We start from the raw sequence: 16,732 nt of genomic DNA, 5'->3' as shown, positions 1-16,732 counted from the left end.
CTGGTCCGCTGTTGATGCGATGAGACCCCGAGAGCGAGCGCTGCTGCGCCGCTCTCGGGGTCTTCGTTCTCAGCTGTTCCGTCGTGCGTCCACAGCAGCGGCGCCTTCCCGTCCGCTGGCGGGCTGCCCCGGCGCATCGACCACGTTGCGGACTCGCCAGAAAGGAATGAAGGTATCGGTGTAGAGCTTGTGCAGCCGCCTGACCGAGAGTAAGAAGTACAGCACTACCAGGGCGCTGAGCGCGACCGTCACCGCAGTCGCGAACCGGGACACCACGAAGCCTTCCGCTGGAAGCACAGCTGACACGCCCGCCAACCAGATCGCGTCCATCCCTGCGAGGAGTCCAGCCGCGAGGAGCGTGAGCGCGCTCTCGTCCATCAGCCGTGCAGACTTTCGCTCCAGAACCTTGTTTGGTTTGGCGGAGAGATTGATCCGCAAGGAGAACACGAGCGCGAACGCGGCGATGAACGTGCCGGCCATGAGGCCAAGAGCACCGACGAGTTCGCCGACGGTCTGCATGGTCCACCCGAGCAGGTACGAGATCAGGAATGCAGCCGGCGCGATGATGACCACGATGATTCGGAGGAGGATCTCCGGCCTGCCCGTGGAGGCGTTCGTCAAGAACTTGAACTGATCGCTCAGTAGCGCGAAGACGTTCAGGCGGGAGAGGGTTCCAAACTTGCGCTTCTTCATCATTGCCGCCCTCCCTACACGTCCGACCTAGTAGCCCAATCATCTTCGAGGTTGATCTGATTGGCTTCCGCGAGGCTGTTCACGACTTCTGCAACCTGCTTGACGAAATTATCGTCGTCAGGTCTGACATCACCTAAATCGTATGTAAATCCAGTAGCCATATCAAGCGGTTTGAGACGCTTGCGGCTCTTCCCGTCGACGACTACCTCAGCAGCGTCCAATTCGACAGTCTCGGCAATTTTTGGCCATAGATACGAGGCAAGACTCGCTGCTTCTTCCGCGGGTTTCGGCTTGTCCTCGTCGGCCTTCGCCTTGTTCTTCTTCGTTGGGAGCCAAGGCATGAGTCTCTCTTTGAGGGTTTCTTCCTCGACCGAACCAGCACCGATGGAAAACGTGATCTTCGCTGGAATCGTGGAGCTCTTGCTCGAGTCCGAGCTCGGCAACGACTGGAAGAGGTTGACCTCGCGGATCCGCCCGTCCTTCATCAGGTTCTCGACCGACTCCTCGTCTGCAAGCGCGCCGAAGGTCCGGATCTTGAAGCCGTGCTCGGTCGCTCCTGCGTGGAGCCTGCTCGGGAGGCGACCGCCTGCATGGGACCTCGAGACCACTTCGACCGCGAGCAGGCCATTCTTGCCTTCAGCAGGCGCGACAACGAGGGCACGATAGTGCCGCGTCGTGGCGAGCCTGGTGAGATCCTTGTCCTCCTGCTCCCCATTGGGATCGACCGCGAGTGAGTGATCCCCCACGATCCCGTAGACGGTGTCGAGGAGCACAGCGCCCTGGAAGCGGACAGCCGACTTGACCCGCACGACGGCCAGCTGCTTCTGGCCTTCGTCCTCGGGCACCCCGGAGTCTGGGTCTTCTGCGACGACATCGTCGGAACCGATGGAGACCGACTCCACGATCCTCTCGTTGTCGGCGGACGCGCTGTCGACTGGAGAGCTGTCTGGTGTGGTCGGAGCTTCATCCGGGCTCGGCGCCGAGCCCTGCTCGTCGGGCTGTTCCGCAGGGGGTGCGAAGTCGTCGATCAGCAGGTCGAGGTAATGCGGAGACTCCTGCCCGGAGTTCAGCTTCCCTGGCTTGCCGAAGTCGAGGGCCGTCCGCCCCTTCCCCTTGAACAGCTGGATCTCCAGCAGCTTGAAACCATAGCTTGGCAACGCTCCGCCTTTCTGACTGAGTGAGCGGGCTTTGCTTTCCAATACTGCCAGAGCCCAGTGGCCTCACCAGGGCAAACACGCTTTGGAGTGCAGCGATTACTGACGAACGAGAGCCTTCCAGCTGGACAAAATGTATCAGTTCTGATACATTCATTAGAGGTGAAATCACGAACCCAAGGAGAGCACGTGGCAGAGGCATCGACCGCATCATCGGTCACTTCACGGATCGTATGGGATACCGCAGACAAGTTCTTGCGCAATGTCGTCGAGCCGCAGGAGTACGGCGACTACATCCTTCCATTCACGGTCCTCCGTCGCCTCGAGTGCCTGCTCGCCGACACGAAGGCCGAGGTCGCCGCCTACGTCGAATCGCTCGGCGAGATGCCGCCGCACCTCATCGACATAGCTGTGAAGCAGAAGTTTGGCCTGACCTTCTACAACGTGTCGCCGCTCGACCTGAAGGCCATAGCCTCGGTCGACGACAACGTCGACAAGTCTGTCGAGAGCTACCTCTCCGGCTTCTCACACAACATCGCCGATATCTGGACCTCGTTCGACATGCCCCGGCTCGTGAAGACCCTCGCCGAGGCCAACCGCCTGCACGCGGTCGTGCGGCACTTCTCCACCCTGCCCCTCGGATCGAACCAGATCAGCAACACCGCGATGGGCGAGATCTTCGAGGACGTCATGTACCGCGCCTTCGACAAGAAGGGCAAGGCGGCGGGCGCCTTCTACACCCCGCGTGATGCGATCAAGCTCATGGTCGACGTGCTCTTCGCCGCCGATGAGGACTCGCTCGCGGGCAGCAGCGCGCTCCGCTCGATCTACGATCCGACCGCTGGCTCCGGCGGTATGCTGCTCGTCGCGCAGCAGGCTCTGCGTGACATGAACCCCGATATCAAGGTCACGCTGTTCGGCCAGGAGCTCATGCCTTCGGCCTACGCGCTCGGCAAGGCCGACCTGTTGATCCAGGGCGGGCGCCCCGATGCGATCCGCAAAGGCAACACCCTCCTCCACGACGAGTACGAAGGCCAGTACTTCGACTACGTGCTATCCAACCCTCCGTTTGGAATGGATTGGTCAGAGGATCAAAAGCTAATCATCGAACAGGCTCAGGAGCCCGGTACTCGCTTTAGCCATGGTCTGCCAAGCAAGTCCGACGGGCAGATGCTGTTCCTCGCGCACTGCGCCTCGAAGCTCAGCCCCGCCGGCAAGAACGGTCACGGCGGACGTGCCGCGGTCGTCTCGAACGCCTCGCCTCTGTTCAACAGCGACAAGGGCCCGAATGCAATCCGTCAGTGGCTCTTCGATGAGGACCTCATCGACGCGATCATCGCGCTGCCGACGCAGATGTTCTACGGCACCAGCATCGCGACCTACGTCTGGATCCTTGACACGAACAAGGACGCTGAGCGCAAGGGCAAGATCCAGCTCATCGATGCCAGCGGTTGCTGGACCCCGATGCGCAAGCCCCTCGGTGACAAGCGGCGCGAGATGACAGAGCTCGACCGCAAACCCGTGCTCGAGGCTTACCGTCTATTCGAAGGCGATGAGAAGACCCCTCCCTCTTCGATTTCACAGGTACTCACACCGCAGGACTTCATGTTCCGCGACGTCCCCGTAGTCAAGCAGGTGCGTCTCGCAACCCGCTGCACTGATGAAGCGATCGCAGCTCTCAGCGAACGCCGCGACTTCACCGACGACCACGCAGAGATCGTGCGAGCTTTGGACGGAACGCCCTGGAACGAGATCCCGAAGGCACTGCCAGCTGCTGCGAAGGCTGCTGGACTGAAGGCGCCGACAGGGCTCGTCGACGCTGTTATGGGTGCGACTGCAATGCTCGACGACTCGGCGCCACTCGCTTTCGATCGTAAAGGCAATGCCGTCGTGGACAACGACTGGAAGATCACTGAGCGAGTGCCGATGAGTGAAAGCCTCGCCGAGCACATGCAGCGCGAGGTGCTGCCGTTTACTCCCGAGGCGCAGTGGGACGAGGCGAAGGCGAAAGCTGGCAATGAGATCCCATTCACACGGATCTTCTACGTTCCCGAAGAGCCTCGCCCTCTCGCCGAGATCGACGCCGATGTCCAGCGCATCATGGGTGACCTCGGCGCAATGTTCCAGGCGGTGAAAGCCGATGACTAAGGTGAGCGAGGTTGGCCTTCAATACCTTGTTCAATTTCGAAACGGCCAAGACTACAAACAAGTCGAAGACGAAACTGGTGATGTGCCAGTTTACGGCTCCGGGGGTCAATTTGGCTGGGCTTCAGCCTCCCTCTATGAGGGCGAGTCGGTGCTCTTTGGCAGAAAAGGGACGATCGACCGACCCCTTTATGTCAACGGTAAACTCTGGACTGTTGACACTATGTTCTACACGGAATTGGGCGACCAAGTAGATGGTCGATGGCTTCATTATTGGGCCACCACAATCCCGTTTGGAGTTTATTCAACCGCGACTGCTCTTCCAAGCATGACGAGTTCGGTTCTAGGTCGTATTAAAGCACCGGTTCTGAGCTTGGAAAGTCAACGCGCAATCGCCGACTACCTCGATCGCGAGACGGGCGAGATCGATGAGATGGTCGCCAAGTTGGACGAGCTAGCTGAGACACTTGAAGCTCGATGGGAGGCGAAATCTGCAGCCTATCTCCTGCCCTTCGGAGTACCTGGTGATCCAACGGCGCTCGAAAGCGTTCTTGCGCTCGGGTACAAACGAGTCTTACCGATGAACGCGCTTGTTCAGCAGCGGAAAGAGAAGAATCATGACGAATCTGCTCAGTACCTTTCACTAATGAAAGGCGTGGGTGTCATTCGGTATGAGGACAAAGGGGATGTCGGTAATAAGAAACCCACTGATCTAACTCGGTGCATCAGGGTTCGAACCGGGGACTACGTCCTTAATAGTATGAATTTCTATATTGGTTCATATGGGATCAGCCCTCTTGACGGTGTTTGCAGTTCGGTTTATCTAATCTGCACCCCCCGCAAATCGGTCATTGAACCCAATTTCCTAAAACATCTCTTTGCAAACACTGAGTTGCGACAGCGAATCCAAGATCTCGGTAATGGAATTTTGGAGCATCGTAAGAGCATCCCCTGGGATAGGTTCGCGGCTGTCAAAGTTCCTCTACCGGAGCTTAACGAGCAGCGGAAGATCATTGCGGTGCTCGATGCTAGCCGCTCCGAATTCGACGCCATGCTAGCGAAGGTCGCTGAGCTGAAATCCCTGCTCATCGAGCGCCGCGCCGCGCTCATCACCGACGTGGTGACCGGACGGAAGGAAGTGGCCTGATGAGTCACGCACAGCTCATGGAACGCGAGTTCGAGGACAACCTCTGCGAGGAGCTCTCAAACCGCGGCTGGACCTACGAGGACGAGGGCAGCACCGCCGCCGCGGGCTGGGACGCTGCACTCGCGATGGTGCCGAAGGACGTGCTGCACTGGCTCCGGACGCAGTACCCTGACGAGTACGAGAAGGCGGTTCCTGCGGACCTGGTGAACGGGCAGCGCACCACCGCCGAGAAGAAGCTCCTCGACCACATCGTGAAGGAGCTCTCGAAGTCCACCACGATGAACAAGTCCACCGGTCACCCGATCGGCGGGCTGCTCGGCGTGCTGCGCAGCGGCTTCACCTATGCGCAGGTCGGACGTCCCGCCGCGAAGTTCGGGCCGCTCATGGCCTTCCCGCCGGCGAACCCCAATCTCACCGAGGTCATCGAGCAGGCCGACGCCGTCAGGCTCCGCGTGCTGCGACAGGTGCGGTTCGACACTGCTACGAACGAGAGCATCGACGTCGTCCTCACGGCCAACGGCATCCCGGTGGTCACGATGGAGCTCAAGACCGACAACACGCAGACGGTACAGCACGCCATCCGCCAGTACCGGAACGACCGCGTACCGGGCAGGACCCGTCCGCTGCTCGCTCCTGGCCGTGCGCTCGTGCACTTCGCCGTGTCGAACGACCTCGTCTACATGGCGTCGAAGCTCGAAGGCGAGGACACCGTGTTCCTGCCCTTCAACCAGGGCGACGACGGGCACGAGGGCAACCCTCCCTCGGACACCGGTTCGAGCACCGACTACCTGTGGCGCGAGATCCTCGCGCGCCCGACGTTCATGCGGATCCTCAAGGACTTCGCACTGTTCGAGCCGGCGAAGAAGACGGGAAAGAAGGGCGATGGCCGCCTGATCTTCCCCCGCTTCCACCAGCTCCGTGCAGTCGAGCGGGTCATCCAGGACGTCGAAGCGAAGGGCCCGGGTGGGCGCTACCTCATCTGGCACTCGGCAGGCTCCGGGAAGACCAAGACGATCGCGTGGCTCAGTCACCGCCTCATCCGCCACATGGACACGAAGTCGCAGTCCACGTTCGACTCTGTCATCGTGGTCACGGACCGGACCGTGCTCGACGAGAACATCCGCGATGACATGAACCTCGTGCAGTCGAGCGCGGGCCTCGTCGTCTCCGTGGGAGAGAAGTCCGGTGCGAAGTCGCCGCAGCTCAAGAAGGCGCTGCTCGAGGGCGATCACATCGTCACCTGCACCCTGCAGACCTTCCCCGAGGTGATGAAGCTCATCGAGGACACCGACGAGCTGCGCGGACGCAACTGGGCCGTGGTCGCCGATGAGGCGCACTCGTCGCAGACGGGCTCCACTGCACGCCAGCTCAAGGAGCTGCTCGCCGACGTCGAAGTCGACGATGCCGACGACGGCAGCGGAGAGATCACTGCCGACGAGCTGCTCGCGGCGAAGGACTCGGCGATCGCGCAGGCGAGCAACATCACCTTCATCGCGCTCACCGCTACCCCGAAGGCCAAGACCCTGCGCCTGTTCGGCACTGAGCAGCCGGACGGCACCTGGCGAGCCTTCGACACGTACACCATGGCCCAGGCCATCGAAGAGGGATTCATCCTCGATGTGCTCGAGAACTACTCGACCTACGACATGTTCGTGCACGTCAGGGACAGGCTCACCGGCGAAGAGGAAGAGACCCTCGTCGAGACGGGCCGCGCAGTGGCGGGCATCGTCAAGTACACCCGCCTGCACCCGACCTCGATCGCCCAGAAGGTCCGCGTCGTCGTGGAGCACTTCCGCCGCAACGTCGCGAGCCTGCTGAACGGCTCGGCGCGCGCGATGGTGGTCACCAGCGGTCGGCAGGAAGCATACCTCTGGTCGCAGAAGATGAACGCCTACATCGAGGAACAGGGGTACGAGGGCCTCGGAACGCTCGTCGCCTTCTCCGGCTCTCTCACCGCCGAGGACGGCAGCACCGTCACGGAAGCGAGCCTGAACGGCCGTGGTGACACGGCGAATGCGTTCCGCGAAGAGGACGAGTACAAGGTGCTCATCGTCGCGAACAAGTTCCAGACCGGCTTCGACGAGCCCCGCCTGATGGCGATGTACGTCGACAAGGTGCTATCGGGCATCGCCACGGTCCAGACCCTCTCGCGGCTGAACCGCAACTATCCCGGCAAGACGGCGCCGATGGTCGTCGACTTCCAGAATGCTCCCGAGCGCATCGAAGAAGACTTCAAGATGTACTACTCGGACGCGCACGTCAGCGGCGAGGTCGACCCCAACGCGCTCTACACGCTCGCTGAACGGCTCGACAACGCCGACATCTACACCCAGGACCAGATGAACGACGTCGCGGACGCCTACATCAACGAGAAGGGCGGCGAGGCCATCGCCCGTGCGCTCGGCCCGATCAAGAACCGCTGGGCAGGCTTCCTGCGCCAAGCCGCGCTGAACAAGGACAAGGCGCGCCGCGAAGAGCTCGAGGCGTTCCGCTCGGACGTCATCAACTACCGGAACGCCTGGCAGTTCCTCAGCCAGATCGTCGACTACCAGGACCCCGACCTGCACCGCCGGGCCATCCTCGCGACGCTGCTCTCTCGGAACCTGCACCTTGACGCGGCGAAGTACGACGACAGCTACCTCGAGAGCGTCGAGCTCGTCGGCGTGCAGCTCGTCCCTTCGTCGATCAATGAGGATCATTCGCTCAGCGAGGGCAGCGATGAGGCGATCGAGCTCCCGACGTTCGACGGCGAGCACAAGGGCTCCGCTCCGGCAGCTCGCGGGCCCCTGGAAGAAGCCATCGACCGCGTGAACGAGATGTTCAGCGCGAAGGGCGCCGACCTGGACAGGGGAAGCATCGCGGGCTTCATCACGACCTACTGGGGCTTCCTCGATTCGAACGCCGAGGCCGTGGCCATGGCCAAGCACAACTCGCCGGAGCAGCTGAAGACTTCCGAGGCCTTCAACTCTGCAGTGGGAATCGCGATGTTCCAGGCCTTCCAAGAGGTCGAGGAGATCCGCCAGCACATCTCCGACCCTGAAGTCCTCAAGAAGCTCGCCGAGATCAGCGCGGATTCGCTGCACGCGCAGCATCACGCAGCGCAGGACGCTGACTCGAGGTCCGAGCCTGAGGAGCGTTCTGATGGCTGAGGATCTCCACAACCTCGTGGTGATCGGCGAGGCTGTCCGCGTTGCGAGAGAAGAACGCGGCCTGACTCAGCTGGAGCTGGCCGCGTCTGCCGAGACATCACGGCTGAGCATCATCCGCATCGAGCAGGGCACCCAGGTCAAGACAGGTACTCTTGCCAAGGTCGTGGATGCCCTCGGTCTCGAGATCGGGCTCCATACCAAGGAGTGACCAGGCGTATTGCATAGCCTCGCGCGCGCGAAAAAAGAACCCCGTTCCCGGAGACGCCGCAGTGCGGCTCTCGGGAACGGGGTTCTAGTGTCTCTGGCTCTACGCGACCACTTCGATCAGCGACCTGCCCTCGAGCGGCCGGCCCTCCTTCAGAAGGAGCGCGGTGAGGTTGAGCTCCGCATCGAGGAACGCGCTGAACGTCGTCTCCATCTCGTCGAGCGCCGCTGCGAACTCCTTCGGCGAGGCCGAGTCCGAGTACTGGAGTCGCGCGGCCCGCTCCGCCGTCGCGTTCGAGATGCGGAGCGCGGCCCTGGCCGCCCGTTTGGCCTGCTTGACCGTCCCGACGGTTTCCTTCGGCAGTCTCGCCAGCTCGATCTTGAGCTCGGCCTGGCTGTTGATCATGTTCTTCGGGTCGATGTTCTGCATGGTTGCTCCTTGGAGATTTCTGGTATGAGTACTTCTCACAAGTGCACTCTCGGCAGCGACAGGAAGTCGCTGCCATCGCTGAGCTCAGCTCTGCCCTCCTCGGATGCGATCCGGCTGGGACAGCCGATCGCCACGAGTCAGGTCGTCGCAGCTTCGCTCCGTAAGGGAGGAGCCGAAGTGCTCCGATCAGGTGCTTCTTGCACCCGCCTTCTCGGACGGGCTGAAAGCCCGGCCACGAGCCTGCCCTAACACGGCTCGCTCGCGCGCCCCGAAGGACTCTCCTAGAATCCCGATGGCGACGCCGGCGACGAGCCTCCACGATGGAGGACGACTAGACATTTAGCTCCGCTCCTGAGAAGGATTGCTTGCATCCTCGGCTCTGAAACTGCCTTCACACCCAAACCGGCTGGCCGTGCAACGGGCAGCTGAGGTGGATCCCGGTAGGGGCCGCCTCCAGCAAGCATGCCCCTCGGATGCGCGCAAGTAGCGGAACGAATGATAATGAGTTCGCGCGAGCGGAGCTAAAGTCTAGTACCTAAAAATGTTAAAAATCCGCAAGAACGCCTCAATTTCCCTGAGAAATGGGCATATCGTTAGGCTTCCGTTACTTGCAAGGCCGCAAGCCCCCATTCGGCACTAGTGGTCGGGCTGCTTCGACTCGCGTGCCGCCGGTGCGTCCGGCCTCGGCTCGATGATGGGAACACTGCTCCGAGCCCGCGCCTCGAGCCTGAACGCGAGGCCCAGCTTCTCGGCCACCCCGTCGATCGAGTCGAGCGACAGGTTGTGCTCACCCCTCTCCAGGCCTGCGGCGTACCGGGGCGACAGACTAAGCCGCCGTGCGAGCTCCTCCTGAGTGATCCGCTCGTCGGCGCGGTACTGACGAAGTGCAGCACCGAACTGCCTCCTGAGCTCTAATTCCCCCACGCATCAAGCGTCGCGCCAGGATGCTATCGTGACCAGGTGATTATAGCGACCCGGATGCTATGGCATCCTGTAGGGTTGGACGCGTCGCGCACTGTTCCGCGCGAGTCTGCGAATGCTGTCCGTCCAGGCGGCGAAGTCCCCACAGGAGCCGATGACCATGACCGATGCTCGAACCCAGCTCGAACAGCGGCTGAACCATCTCTACGACGTCCTCACGCGGTTCGACGGGCTCCAGCAGCACCGCGATGCGGTCTGGGCCAGGCACCAGCACCGCTACGTGCCTCACAAGAAGCGCTGGGGCTTCGGCATGGGCGTGCTGGCGTTCTTCGCGATACTGGCGGTCACGATCTTCATCGCAGCATTGACGAGCGACCTCTGGTTCCTCATGACACCGCCGTTCACCGTCGGCGGCGCCTTCCTGCTCGTCTGGCTCGGCAACAGGAAGATCGTCGCGAAGGAGAACGCCAAGCGCGAGGCCAGGAACCAGCAGATCGCGAACGAGATCGCCGCCGAGGTCGCGCCTGAGATCCAGCAGATCGAGGTGCAACTCGCTCAGACCCGCCAGGAGTACCAGGCGAACTTCAGGGGATGGTTCCCGCAGAAGTACCTCAACTCGGCCGATGTCGGCGCGTGCTGGCACATCGTCCACGACCACCGCGCCTCGACGCTCGAGAGCACGCTGAACGTCTACGAGACCGACCTGCACCGGCAGCGGATGGAGAACATGGCCGCCTCCCAGCTCGCGGAGCAGCAGCGCGCCACGAGGGTCGCGCAGACGAACGGCATCATCAACGCCACGATGCAGGGCTTCACGGCGGAGACCATCCGCGCCGAGGGAGCAGCCACCCGAGCAGCGCTGAACAGGCCCGTGAACGTGAACGTGCGCCACAGGTAGCCGTGCCCGCAACCAGCATTCCCTGACCCGTCCGACACTTGAGAACAGGAGTCCCCTACCCAATGAAGCACATGAGAACCGCCCTCGCTGCCGCCGCAGCGCTCGCCCTCGCAGCCTCGCTGGCCGCCTGTTCCGGCGGCGGAGACGCAGCCGGCCCTGGCGGCACTGGCAGCAACCCCGCACTCGACGAGACCTTCGACTGGTCGCGCGCGAGCCACGGCCCCGCGCAGGCCATCGAGTTCGTCCTCCCCGACGAGCTCGTCGCCATCGCGCCGGAGCTCGAGAACCTCACCGCAGTCCCGGTCAGCGCGACCGCTCGCGAGCTCGACTCGGCGAGCATGTGCGCCGTGGACATCGCGTACGACTTCCCCCAGGGGACAGGAGCCCTCGCGGGCCCCGACGTAGCGGACGACGGGGAGATCGCCAGGATGGCCGCTGAGCAGGCCTACGACGCGCTCCAAGCCGCCTACATCGAAGGCATCGAGATGCCGGAGGGCGAGGACGACCCGGACGAGCTGCGCAGCATCGCCGAAGGCCAGGTGCGGGAGTACCTGAAGACGCAGGGCCCGTCCAGCGACGAGCTCGACCAGGCGGTTGACATGCTGATGGCGGATCAGTACGACCGCGTGTTCGAGGAGCACTTCGCCCCTGAGAAGGCAACGCAGTCCGAGCAGCAGGGCCGCACCGACGGCCAGAACGCGTTCGGCGCCGACGCGAAGCCGATCGAGGAGCTCGACGGCAGCGATCCCGAGCGAGGCGAATACTACTCGCCGAGCCTCGAGACCCTGACGATGGTCTGGGACTGCGCCTCCGACCCGCTCGACGCGAGCTCCTACGAGAGCGCCTGGTTCCACATCCGGACCAGCGACGACGATCGCAACCCCTTCGCCACCGCCTACATGACTTCGACCAAGAACGGCGACATCTACATCTTCGACGCCGAGATCCGAGACTACGAGACCGACACCAACGGCGACTGGATCGCCGACTAGGCGCTGCGCGCCCGGTCCCGCACCCGTCATGGACACCACGACCCCGAAGCGCAGGAAGCGCCTGTCCATCGGCATCGTCGCAGGCGTCGCCGCCCTCGCGCTCGCAGGCGCAGGCACCGCGTACGGCATCAATGCCGCCAACGTACGCGCGTACGACGACGCTGCGGCGCGGCACGCCGAGCTGCTCGACAGCGCAGCGCTCGCCGAGGCGCAGCTTCCGCTCGCCCAGCACGGCTACGTCGCCGCGTGGCGGCTCGCCACCGCCGAGGAGGGCAGCGCAGCCAGCCAGGCAGCGCTCGTCGCTGCAGCTGATGACGGAGTCGTCAGCGCAGACGCCAAGGCAGGCCTCGCGCCCCTCGCCAAGGCCATCGAGGCACTGGCTGCCGATGACGCAGCAGCGCCCACCGTCGACGAGATCGAGGCCAGCGAGGCCGTGCAGGAGCTGCTGGACGACGAGGAGACCGACGCCGCAGCATTCGCCCCGGCGGAGGCCACCAGCCGGTTCCCGTTTTCCGACGAGGGCGCGAGCACCGGCTCCGAGGCCCGCGCCGAGGTCGACGCTGCCATCGGTGCAGCGCAGGAACGGCTCGACGGGCTGACCGCGCAGCTCGAAGGCGTCGAGGCGCGCCACGACGCCTTCGACGCTGTGCTCATCGCATCGGCGCCTCAGCTACTCGAGGCCGCAGAGAGCGCCGTGGAGCTCGCTCCCGCTTGGAAGGCCGACCGCAGCAATGCGGACGCCAAGGCGTTCGACGAGGCGCTGGAAGGGCTCCAGGCGGCAATCAAGGGCGGCGCAGCCGACGCGGAGGCCCCGTTCGCGGCGCCGCACACCACGGAGCCCGACGAGCAGGCCCTGCTCGATGCCCAGGAGCTCCTCGCGGCCCTGTCAGACTACGTCGCGCAGGCCAATGCCCTCCAGCGGGCCCACGCTGATGCGGTCGCTGCAGAGGAAGCGGCGGCAGTCGCGGCTGCCGAGGCCGAGGCAGCTTCAGCGCAGCAGCCCGCATACGGCGGCGGCTGGGGCGACGGATCCGGCTGGAACGGCGGCGGCGGTTACTCCGGTGGCGGCGGAGGCGGGAATGGCTCCGGCGGCGGTGGAGACGGCGGCTTCATCGACTACGGCAGCGGCGGAGGCGGAGGCAGCAGCAATCCGCCTCCACCAGGCACCTGCTACAGGGCCGACTCCTCGGGCCCGGAGATCTGCTACTGACCCCCGGAGGCCAGACCCGCGAGCCCCGTCACGACCCGGTGAAGACCTGTCGTGGCGGGGCTCGCTCCTTCGGGAGCAGCCCAGAGCCGAGAAGGCGAGCCTGCTCAGTCCTCGACCAGCGATCCGCCCTCCTCAACCTTCTCAGCCGCCTCGGTCCTCTCCATCTCGAGCCGCGCACTGGCATCGAGCAGATCCTCGTCCTGGGAGTCGACCTCCTGCGTGGTGTCCTCGTAGACGCCCGCCGCGATCTCCGCCCGGAGCCGCGCTGCAGTCTTCCGCAGCCCCCTGTTCCGACTCTCGAGGTCCTCGCGCTCGCCGGGGCCGAGCACGCCCTGGAGCCGCTCGTGCAGCGCCTTCGCGTCCTCGAACGCACTCCTGCCGAGCTGCTTCTTCGCCTCGCGGAGCTCCATCTGCGCGCGAATCTCGGGGAACATCTGCTCGCCGAATGCCTTGAGGAAGCCCGCGCCGATGCCCTTCGGGACATCGCCGTCGTCGATGCGCCGGCCCTCGCGCAGAGCCTCTAGCGCACGCTCCTCGAACGCCGCGAACGCCGTGATGACCGCCTGCCTCTGCTCGCTCTTCGAGACGGCGTCGCGCAGCCTCGATCGGGCTGTCTGCTGTGCCGAGGCGGCCGGAGCGGCAGCGGAGGGCGCATGGCTCGCGGCAGTGCCGTCAGCGGCACCGGCGTCTGGAGCGGCAGCGGCAGACGCCTGCTCGGAGCGGTTTTTGCGCTCGGCATCCACGAGAGCCTCAGCCTGCGCATTCGCTTCCTCGTCTACGAGGCGCTGCGCCTTGCGCTCGACCTCCTCGCGGGCCTGCTGCTCCGCCTCGGCAGCCGCCGCCGCCCGTGCCTCGCGCTCAGCGGCGCGCTCGTCACGCTCCGCCCGCAGCGCTCTGGCCTCTGCCGCCCACCCCTCGCGCATCGCCTTGTCGCGCGCGGCGCGATCCGCCTCCACTGCGTCCTGCTGCGCCTGGGCCTGCGCACTCAGCGCATCGTTCTCGGCGCAGTGAGCCTCGACCGCGTCGAGCATGTAGTCGGAGCCGAGCGTCGAGGCGCGGCGGCGCGCCCTCGTGCCCTCTGCGACGGGCTGGCCGGCCTCGTCGAGCATCACGTACGCGAGCCCTCGTGTGCCTGGCCTGAGCTCCACGTCGACGCGGTGATCCCGGGCGACCTCGACGAACGTGTCGAAGTCGATGCTGCGGGGGTCGTTCATCGACTTCCGCACGCGCTGCTTCAGCACCGCGACGCTGAACGGCTCGGGCTGGCTGAATGCGATGCCCTGCGCCTCGGCCTGCTCGCGGTCGATGAGCCAGTCCTCGTGCTTCTCGGCGGCTCGCTGCTCGCTGACCTCGCGGCGGTCCTTGGCCCGCAGCTTCGCGCTGCCGCCTGCCCTGACCCGCTCCTGCGCATCGGCCATCATCTCGACGAGATCAGCCCGCTGCTGGAAGCCCTCTCGCTCGAGGATCTCGTTGAACCGCAGCGCCATGCCTGCGAGCTCGTAGGAGCCGTCGGCGAGCTTCTTGCGGTACGAGTGCGTCGTCAGCCCTGAGTCGATGGAGCGCCCCGTCTTCTCGTCCACGCTGTTCACCGCGAGGTGGACGTGCAAGCAGCCCCCGGCGCCGTCGTTCTGCAGCACGAGCATCGCCTGCCGCGTCGGGAAGACTTCCTCGACGGTTGCGCGGGCGATCCTCAGCGCGGTGTCCCACGCCTCAGGGTCGTCCGGATCGAGCTCGTCCTGGCCGAACGAGATGATGCCGTGGTAGGCGTGGACATACTCACCCTGCCACGTCTCGGTGCCGGTCCTCTTCCAGAGGCGCCTGACCGTGCGGTTCTTGCCCCACTTCTTGCGGACGTCGCGGAACTGCTGCTCGACGAACCGCGGCATGATGCCGTTCACGCCCTCGGCGACGACGTACCTGTCGCCGTCCTGCTGGCCCTCCTTGAGGTTCAGCAGGTACGTGTTCAGGGCACGCGAGAAGTACGTCGGGGACCACCTGATGTTGACCACGGTGCCCTCCTTCCTCCGCCAAGGGGAGAAAACTCCCTCGATAACCTCGCTGCTGACCTTTTATGAAATGTTCTGAGCCCGGCGGCTCTGCTCGGAGAAAGGTTAGGAGGGTGGGTTTTCCTAACCATCCGCGCCGCTGAGCCACGATTCCTAGAGCGCGCTGCACTCCTCTGATGCCGTCACGATGCGCTCCTCCCGTCGGCAGCGCCTGCCGCAGCCTGGTCCATGCCGTCCTCGCCGCCGTAGATCGCGAGGAACGCCTTGGTCTCGATCGCCTCCAGGTTGTCCTGCATCGCCGCGACCTGCACGAGCGCCTCCGGCAGGAGCGAGACAGCCGCCTGGGCCTCCGCGTCGAGACTGCCTCCCTGCACTGCGATCCTGTTCAGCGCCTTCGCGATCTGATTGAGGTTCGCGCCCATCCCGACGAGCTGCCTGCGGCACACCGTGAGCTCGTCATTCATCGCGAGGAACGCATCGCGCGCCTCGTCGGTCATCCGCTCGTCGCTGGCTGTCCGACGGTGCACGCCGAGCGCGATGTTCACGGTGCTCGCCGCCTCGCCTTCGTCCAGCTTCAGCAGGAGACGGAGCCCCTCGCTGAAACTGACCTTCGACGCGTCGACGCCCTTCGCCCTCGCGATCTCCGATCGCGCTGCCTCCACCGCCGCTTCCTCGGAAGCCGAGAAGCGGACATTACGCTTCGTGCCGAAGCGCTTCGGGCGGCTGCGCGTGATCCGCTTCCGCTTCGCGGCAAGCTCCTCACGCTCCGCACGCCCAGGGGCTCCGGTGCCGTGCCCGTGCTCGGACGCACTCGGCTGCGCCTCGTCCGATCCGATCGCGTCCACGTCTCCTCCACCCCTTCATCAGGCCCCTACCTGGGCACTGCCGTGGCCTCCCTCTCCAAACCGCGGAACATCGCGATTTGGAGCCTCTGGAGACCCCGTCAGTACCCATTTTAGAGGTAGGGCCCTAATGAGGCAAGTACTTTACGATGTACTACACAAAAGCTCCGCTTTCGGTAGTCCATCGCAAGCTACTTGCCGGGCTGCCGCCCTGGACCCGCTGTCGCCCTCGCCGCTGCCGCGGCTCAGCTCCCGACCCGTGGCTCGCTGCCGCTCACCACGGATCGCACGCCACGGGGCCGGATGCTGGTGCGCATCCGTGCCCCGCGACGTGACGCGACGAGCCTTCGCGGACCGTGGTCCGCTCGACTCGCTGCGTTGAGGCCTCCGTGCTCATCACGCGCGCTGCCCGTGGTGAGCCCCTCGTAGCACTGCGCGCCCGTATCGACGCGATGCGTCGTTGCGGCCTTGCAGCAGTCGCACTCCTCTGAGAGGTAGAACACGACTGCTCCGTGCGAGGGCTCTGCGAGCACTCGCCCCTGAGATGAGCTCCGCGCCTGGTCTCGGTGCCGCAAGCAGCAGGCCAGGACCAGAGCGCTGAGCGTGGTGAAAAGAATGCAGGCGCAGCGCAGTTCCGATGACCCGAGGTTCGCAGCACATGGCCGTCCTCGAGCGGGGAGCCGGAGCGGCAGCGCAGGCGACTGCTGCACCCGGCCGAGCAGCGACCGCAGCGGCAGCGGAGGGAGGTGCTCGGTGCTCCGGTCGACGGGCAGGAGCGGCAGCGCAGCCCGATGGAGGCGCCGCGACCGGCATCGCGGAAACCGCGGAGAGGGTGCGCGGTGCCGCGGAGCCTGTCCGCTTCCTGTCCGTTCTGTGGCGATTCTTGTCCGCTCTCTGCCCGTTCTGTGGCCGCTGCTGTCCGAATCATGGCGCAGCCAGGA

13 protein-coding genes are annotated in these 16,732 nt (G+C 64.6%); 7 read left to right on the top strand and 6 right to left on the bottom strand.

The window, feature by feature from the left end; genetic code table 11:
• Positions 1–69 precede the first annotated feature (69 nt).
• Together EGM46_RS02935 and EGM46_RS02930 are read right to left on the bottom strand one after the other, a co-directional pair.
• Complete coding sequence (locus tag EGM46_RS02935; RefSeq protein ID WP_125098678.1) at positions 70–696, bottom strand: hypothetical protein; 627 nt, start codon at positions 694–696, stop codon at positions 70–72.
• Between the two features lie 11 nt (positions 697–707).
• On the bottom strand, positions 708–1,850 hold the full coding sequence (locus EGM46_RS02930; RefSeq protein ID WP_125098677.1) for a hypothetical protein: 1,143 nt from the start codon (positions 1,848–1,850) through the stop codon (positions 708–710).
• Positions 1,851–2,036: 186 nt separating this feature from the next.
• Between EGM46_RS02930 and EGM46_RS02925 the strand changes: the two genes are divergently transcribed.
• The 4 genes from EGM46_RS02925 to EGM46_RS02910 are packed head-to-tail and all read left to right on the top strand — an operon-like array spanning position 2,037 to position 8,496.
• The gene (locus tag EGM46_RS02925) at positions 2,037–3,995 is read left to right on the top strand and encodes a type I restriction-modification system subunit M (protein WP_125098676.1); all 1,959 of its coding nucleotides are present in this window, start codon (positions 2,037–2,039) and stop codon (positions 3,993–3,995) included.
• A complete protein-coding gene (locus tag EGM46_RS14830) occupies positions 3,988–5,139 on the top strand; it encodes a hypothetical protein (RefSeq protein ID WP_206427481.1) in 1,152 nt (383 codons plus the stop codon). Before EGM46_RS02925 ends, EGM46_RS14830 begins: the two co-directional genes overlap by 8 nt.
• A complete protein-coding gene (locus EGM46_RS02915) occupies positions 5,139–8,288 on the top strand; it encodes a type I restriction endonuclease subunit R (RefSeq protein ID WP_125098675.1) in 3,150 nt (1,049 codons plus the stop codon). The genes EGM46_RS14830 and EGM46_RS02915 overlap by 1 nt, the downstream gene beginning before the upstream one ends.
• A complete protein-coding gene (locus tag EGM46_RS02910; RefSeq protein WP_125098674.1) occupies positions 8,281–8,496 on the top strand; it encodes a helix-turn-helix transcriptional regulator in 216 nt (71 codons plus the stop codon). Before EGM46_RS02915 ends, EGM46_RS02910 begins: the two co-directional genes overlap by 8 nt.
• 99 nt (positions 8,497–8,595) lie before the next feature.
• On the opposite strand, the gene EGM46_RS02905 is transcribed toward EGM46_RS02910, so the two are convergent.
• Positions 8,596–8,922 (bottom strand): hypothetical protein, encoded by a 327-nt coding sequence (locus EGM46_RS02905; RefSeq protein WP_125098673.1) that lies wholly within the window; start codon positions 8,920–8,922, stop codon positions 8,596–8,598.
• Positions 8,923–9,558: 636 nt separating this feature from the next.
• On the bottom strand, positions 9,559–9,846 hold the full coding sequence (locus EGM46_RS02900; protein WP_125098672.1) for a helix-turn-helix domain-containing protein: 288 nt from the start codon (positions 9,844–9,846) through the stop codon (positions 9,559–9,561).
• A gap of 157 nt (positions 9,847–10,003) precedes the next feature.
• Here EGM46_RS02900 and EGM46_RS02895 point away from each other — a divergent pair, with 157 nt between their 5' ends.
• From EGM46_RS02895 to EGM46_RS14670, 3 genes are all read left to right on the top strand, one after another.
• On the top strand, positions 10,004–10,741 hold the full coding sequence (locus tag EGM46_RS02895; RefSeq protein ID WP_125098671.1) for a hypothetical protein: 738 nt from the start codon (positions 10,004–10,006) through the stop codon (positions 10,739–10,741).
• A gap of 62 nt (positions 10,742–10,803) precedes the next feature.
• Positions 10,804–11,733 carry a hypothetical protein gene (locus tag EGM46_RS02890; RefSeq protein ID WP_125098670.1) on the top strand — a complete coding sequence of 310 codons (930 nt, stop codon included), beginning with the start codon at positions 10,804–10,806 and terminating at the stop codon, positions 11,731–11,733.
• Between the two features lie 28 nt (positions 11,734–11,761).
• Positions 11,762–12,943, top strand: a complete 1,182-nt coding sequence (locus tag EGM46_RS14670) for a hypothetical protein (RefSeq protein ID WP_164512796.1) — start codon at positions 11,762–11,764, stop codon at positions 12,941–12,943.
• Between the two features lie 104 nt (positions 12,944–13,047).
• Here the strand turns inward: EGM46_RS14670 and EGM46_RS02885 are convergent, their stop codons facing one another.
• Both EGM46_RS02885 and mobC read right to left on the bottom strand, forming a co-directional pair.
• The gene (locus EGM46_RS02885) at positions 13,048–14,952 is read right to left on the bottom strand and encodes a relaxase/mobilization nuclease domain-containing protein (protein ID WP_164512795.1); all 1,905 of its coding nucleotides are present in this window, start codon (positions 14,950–14,952) and stop codon (positions 13,048–13,050) included.
• A 179-nt stretch (positions 14,953–15,131) separates the two neighbouring features.
• On the bottom strand, positions 15,132–15,794 hold the full coding sequence (mobC, locus tag EGM46_RS02880) for a plasmid mobilization relaxosome protein MobC (RefSeq protein WP_125098668.1): 663 nt from the start codon (positions 15,792–15,794) through the stop codon (positions 15,132–15,134).
• Between the last annotated feature and the right edge of the window lie 938 nt (positions 15,795–16,732).

Origin of the sequence: Leucobacter chromiireducens, assembly GCF_003917135.1 — a bacterium.
In the GTDB taxonomy this organism is placed as follows: domain Bacteria; phylum Actinomycetota; class Actinomycetes; order Actinomycetales; family Microbacteriaceae; genus Leucobacter; species Leucobacter chromiireducens_A.
Note: the sequence above shows the minus strand (reverse complement) of the source record. Positions and strands in the feature narration are given on the sequence as shown.

Excerpts from the sequence above, each read along its gene's own strand:
- EGM46_RS02935 (WP_125098678.1), bottom strand. The coding sequence starts at position 696 with ATGATGAAGAAGCGCAAGTTTGGAACCCTCTCCCGCCTGAACGTCTTC.
- EGM46_RS14830 (WP_206427481.1), top strand. The coding sequence starts at position 3,988 with ATGACTAAGGTGAGCGAGGTTGGCCTTCAATACCTTGTTCAATTTCGA.
- EGM46_RS02915 (WP_125098675.1), top strand. The coding sequence starts at position 5,139 with ATGAGTCACGCACAGCTCATGGAACGCGAGTTCGAGGACAACCTCTGC.
- EGM46_RS02910 (WP_125098674.1), top strand. The coding sequence starts at position 8,281 with ATGGCTGAGGATCTCCACAACCTCGTGGTGATCGGCGAGGCTGTCCGC.
- EGM46_RS02905 (WP_125098673.1), bottom strand. The coding sequence starts at position 8,922 with ATGCAGAACATCGACCCGAAGAACATGATCAACAGCCAGGCCGAGCTC.
- EGM46_RS02895 (WP_125098671.1), top strand. The coding sequence starts at position 10,004 with ATGACCGATGCTCGAACCCAGCTCGAACAGCGGCTGAACCATCTCTAC.
- EGM46_RS02890 (WP_125098670.1), top strand. The coding sequence starts at position 10,804 with ATGAAGCACATGAGAACCGCCCTCGCTGCCGCCGCAGCGCTCGCCCTC.
- EGM46_RS14670 (WP_164512796.1), top strand. The coding sequence starts at position 11,762 with ATGGACACCACGACCCCGAAGCGCAGGAAGCGCCTGTCCATCGGCATC.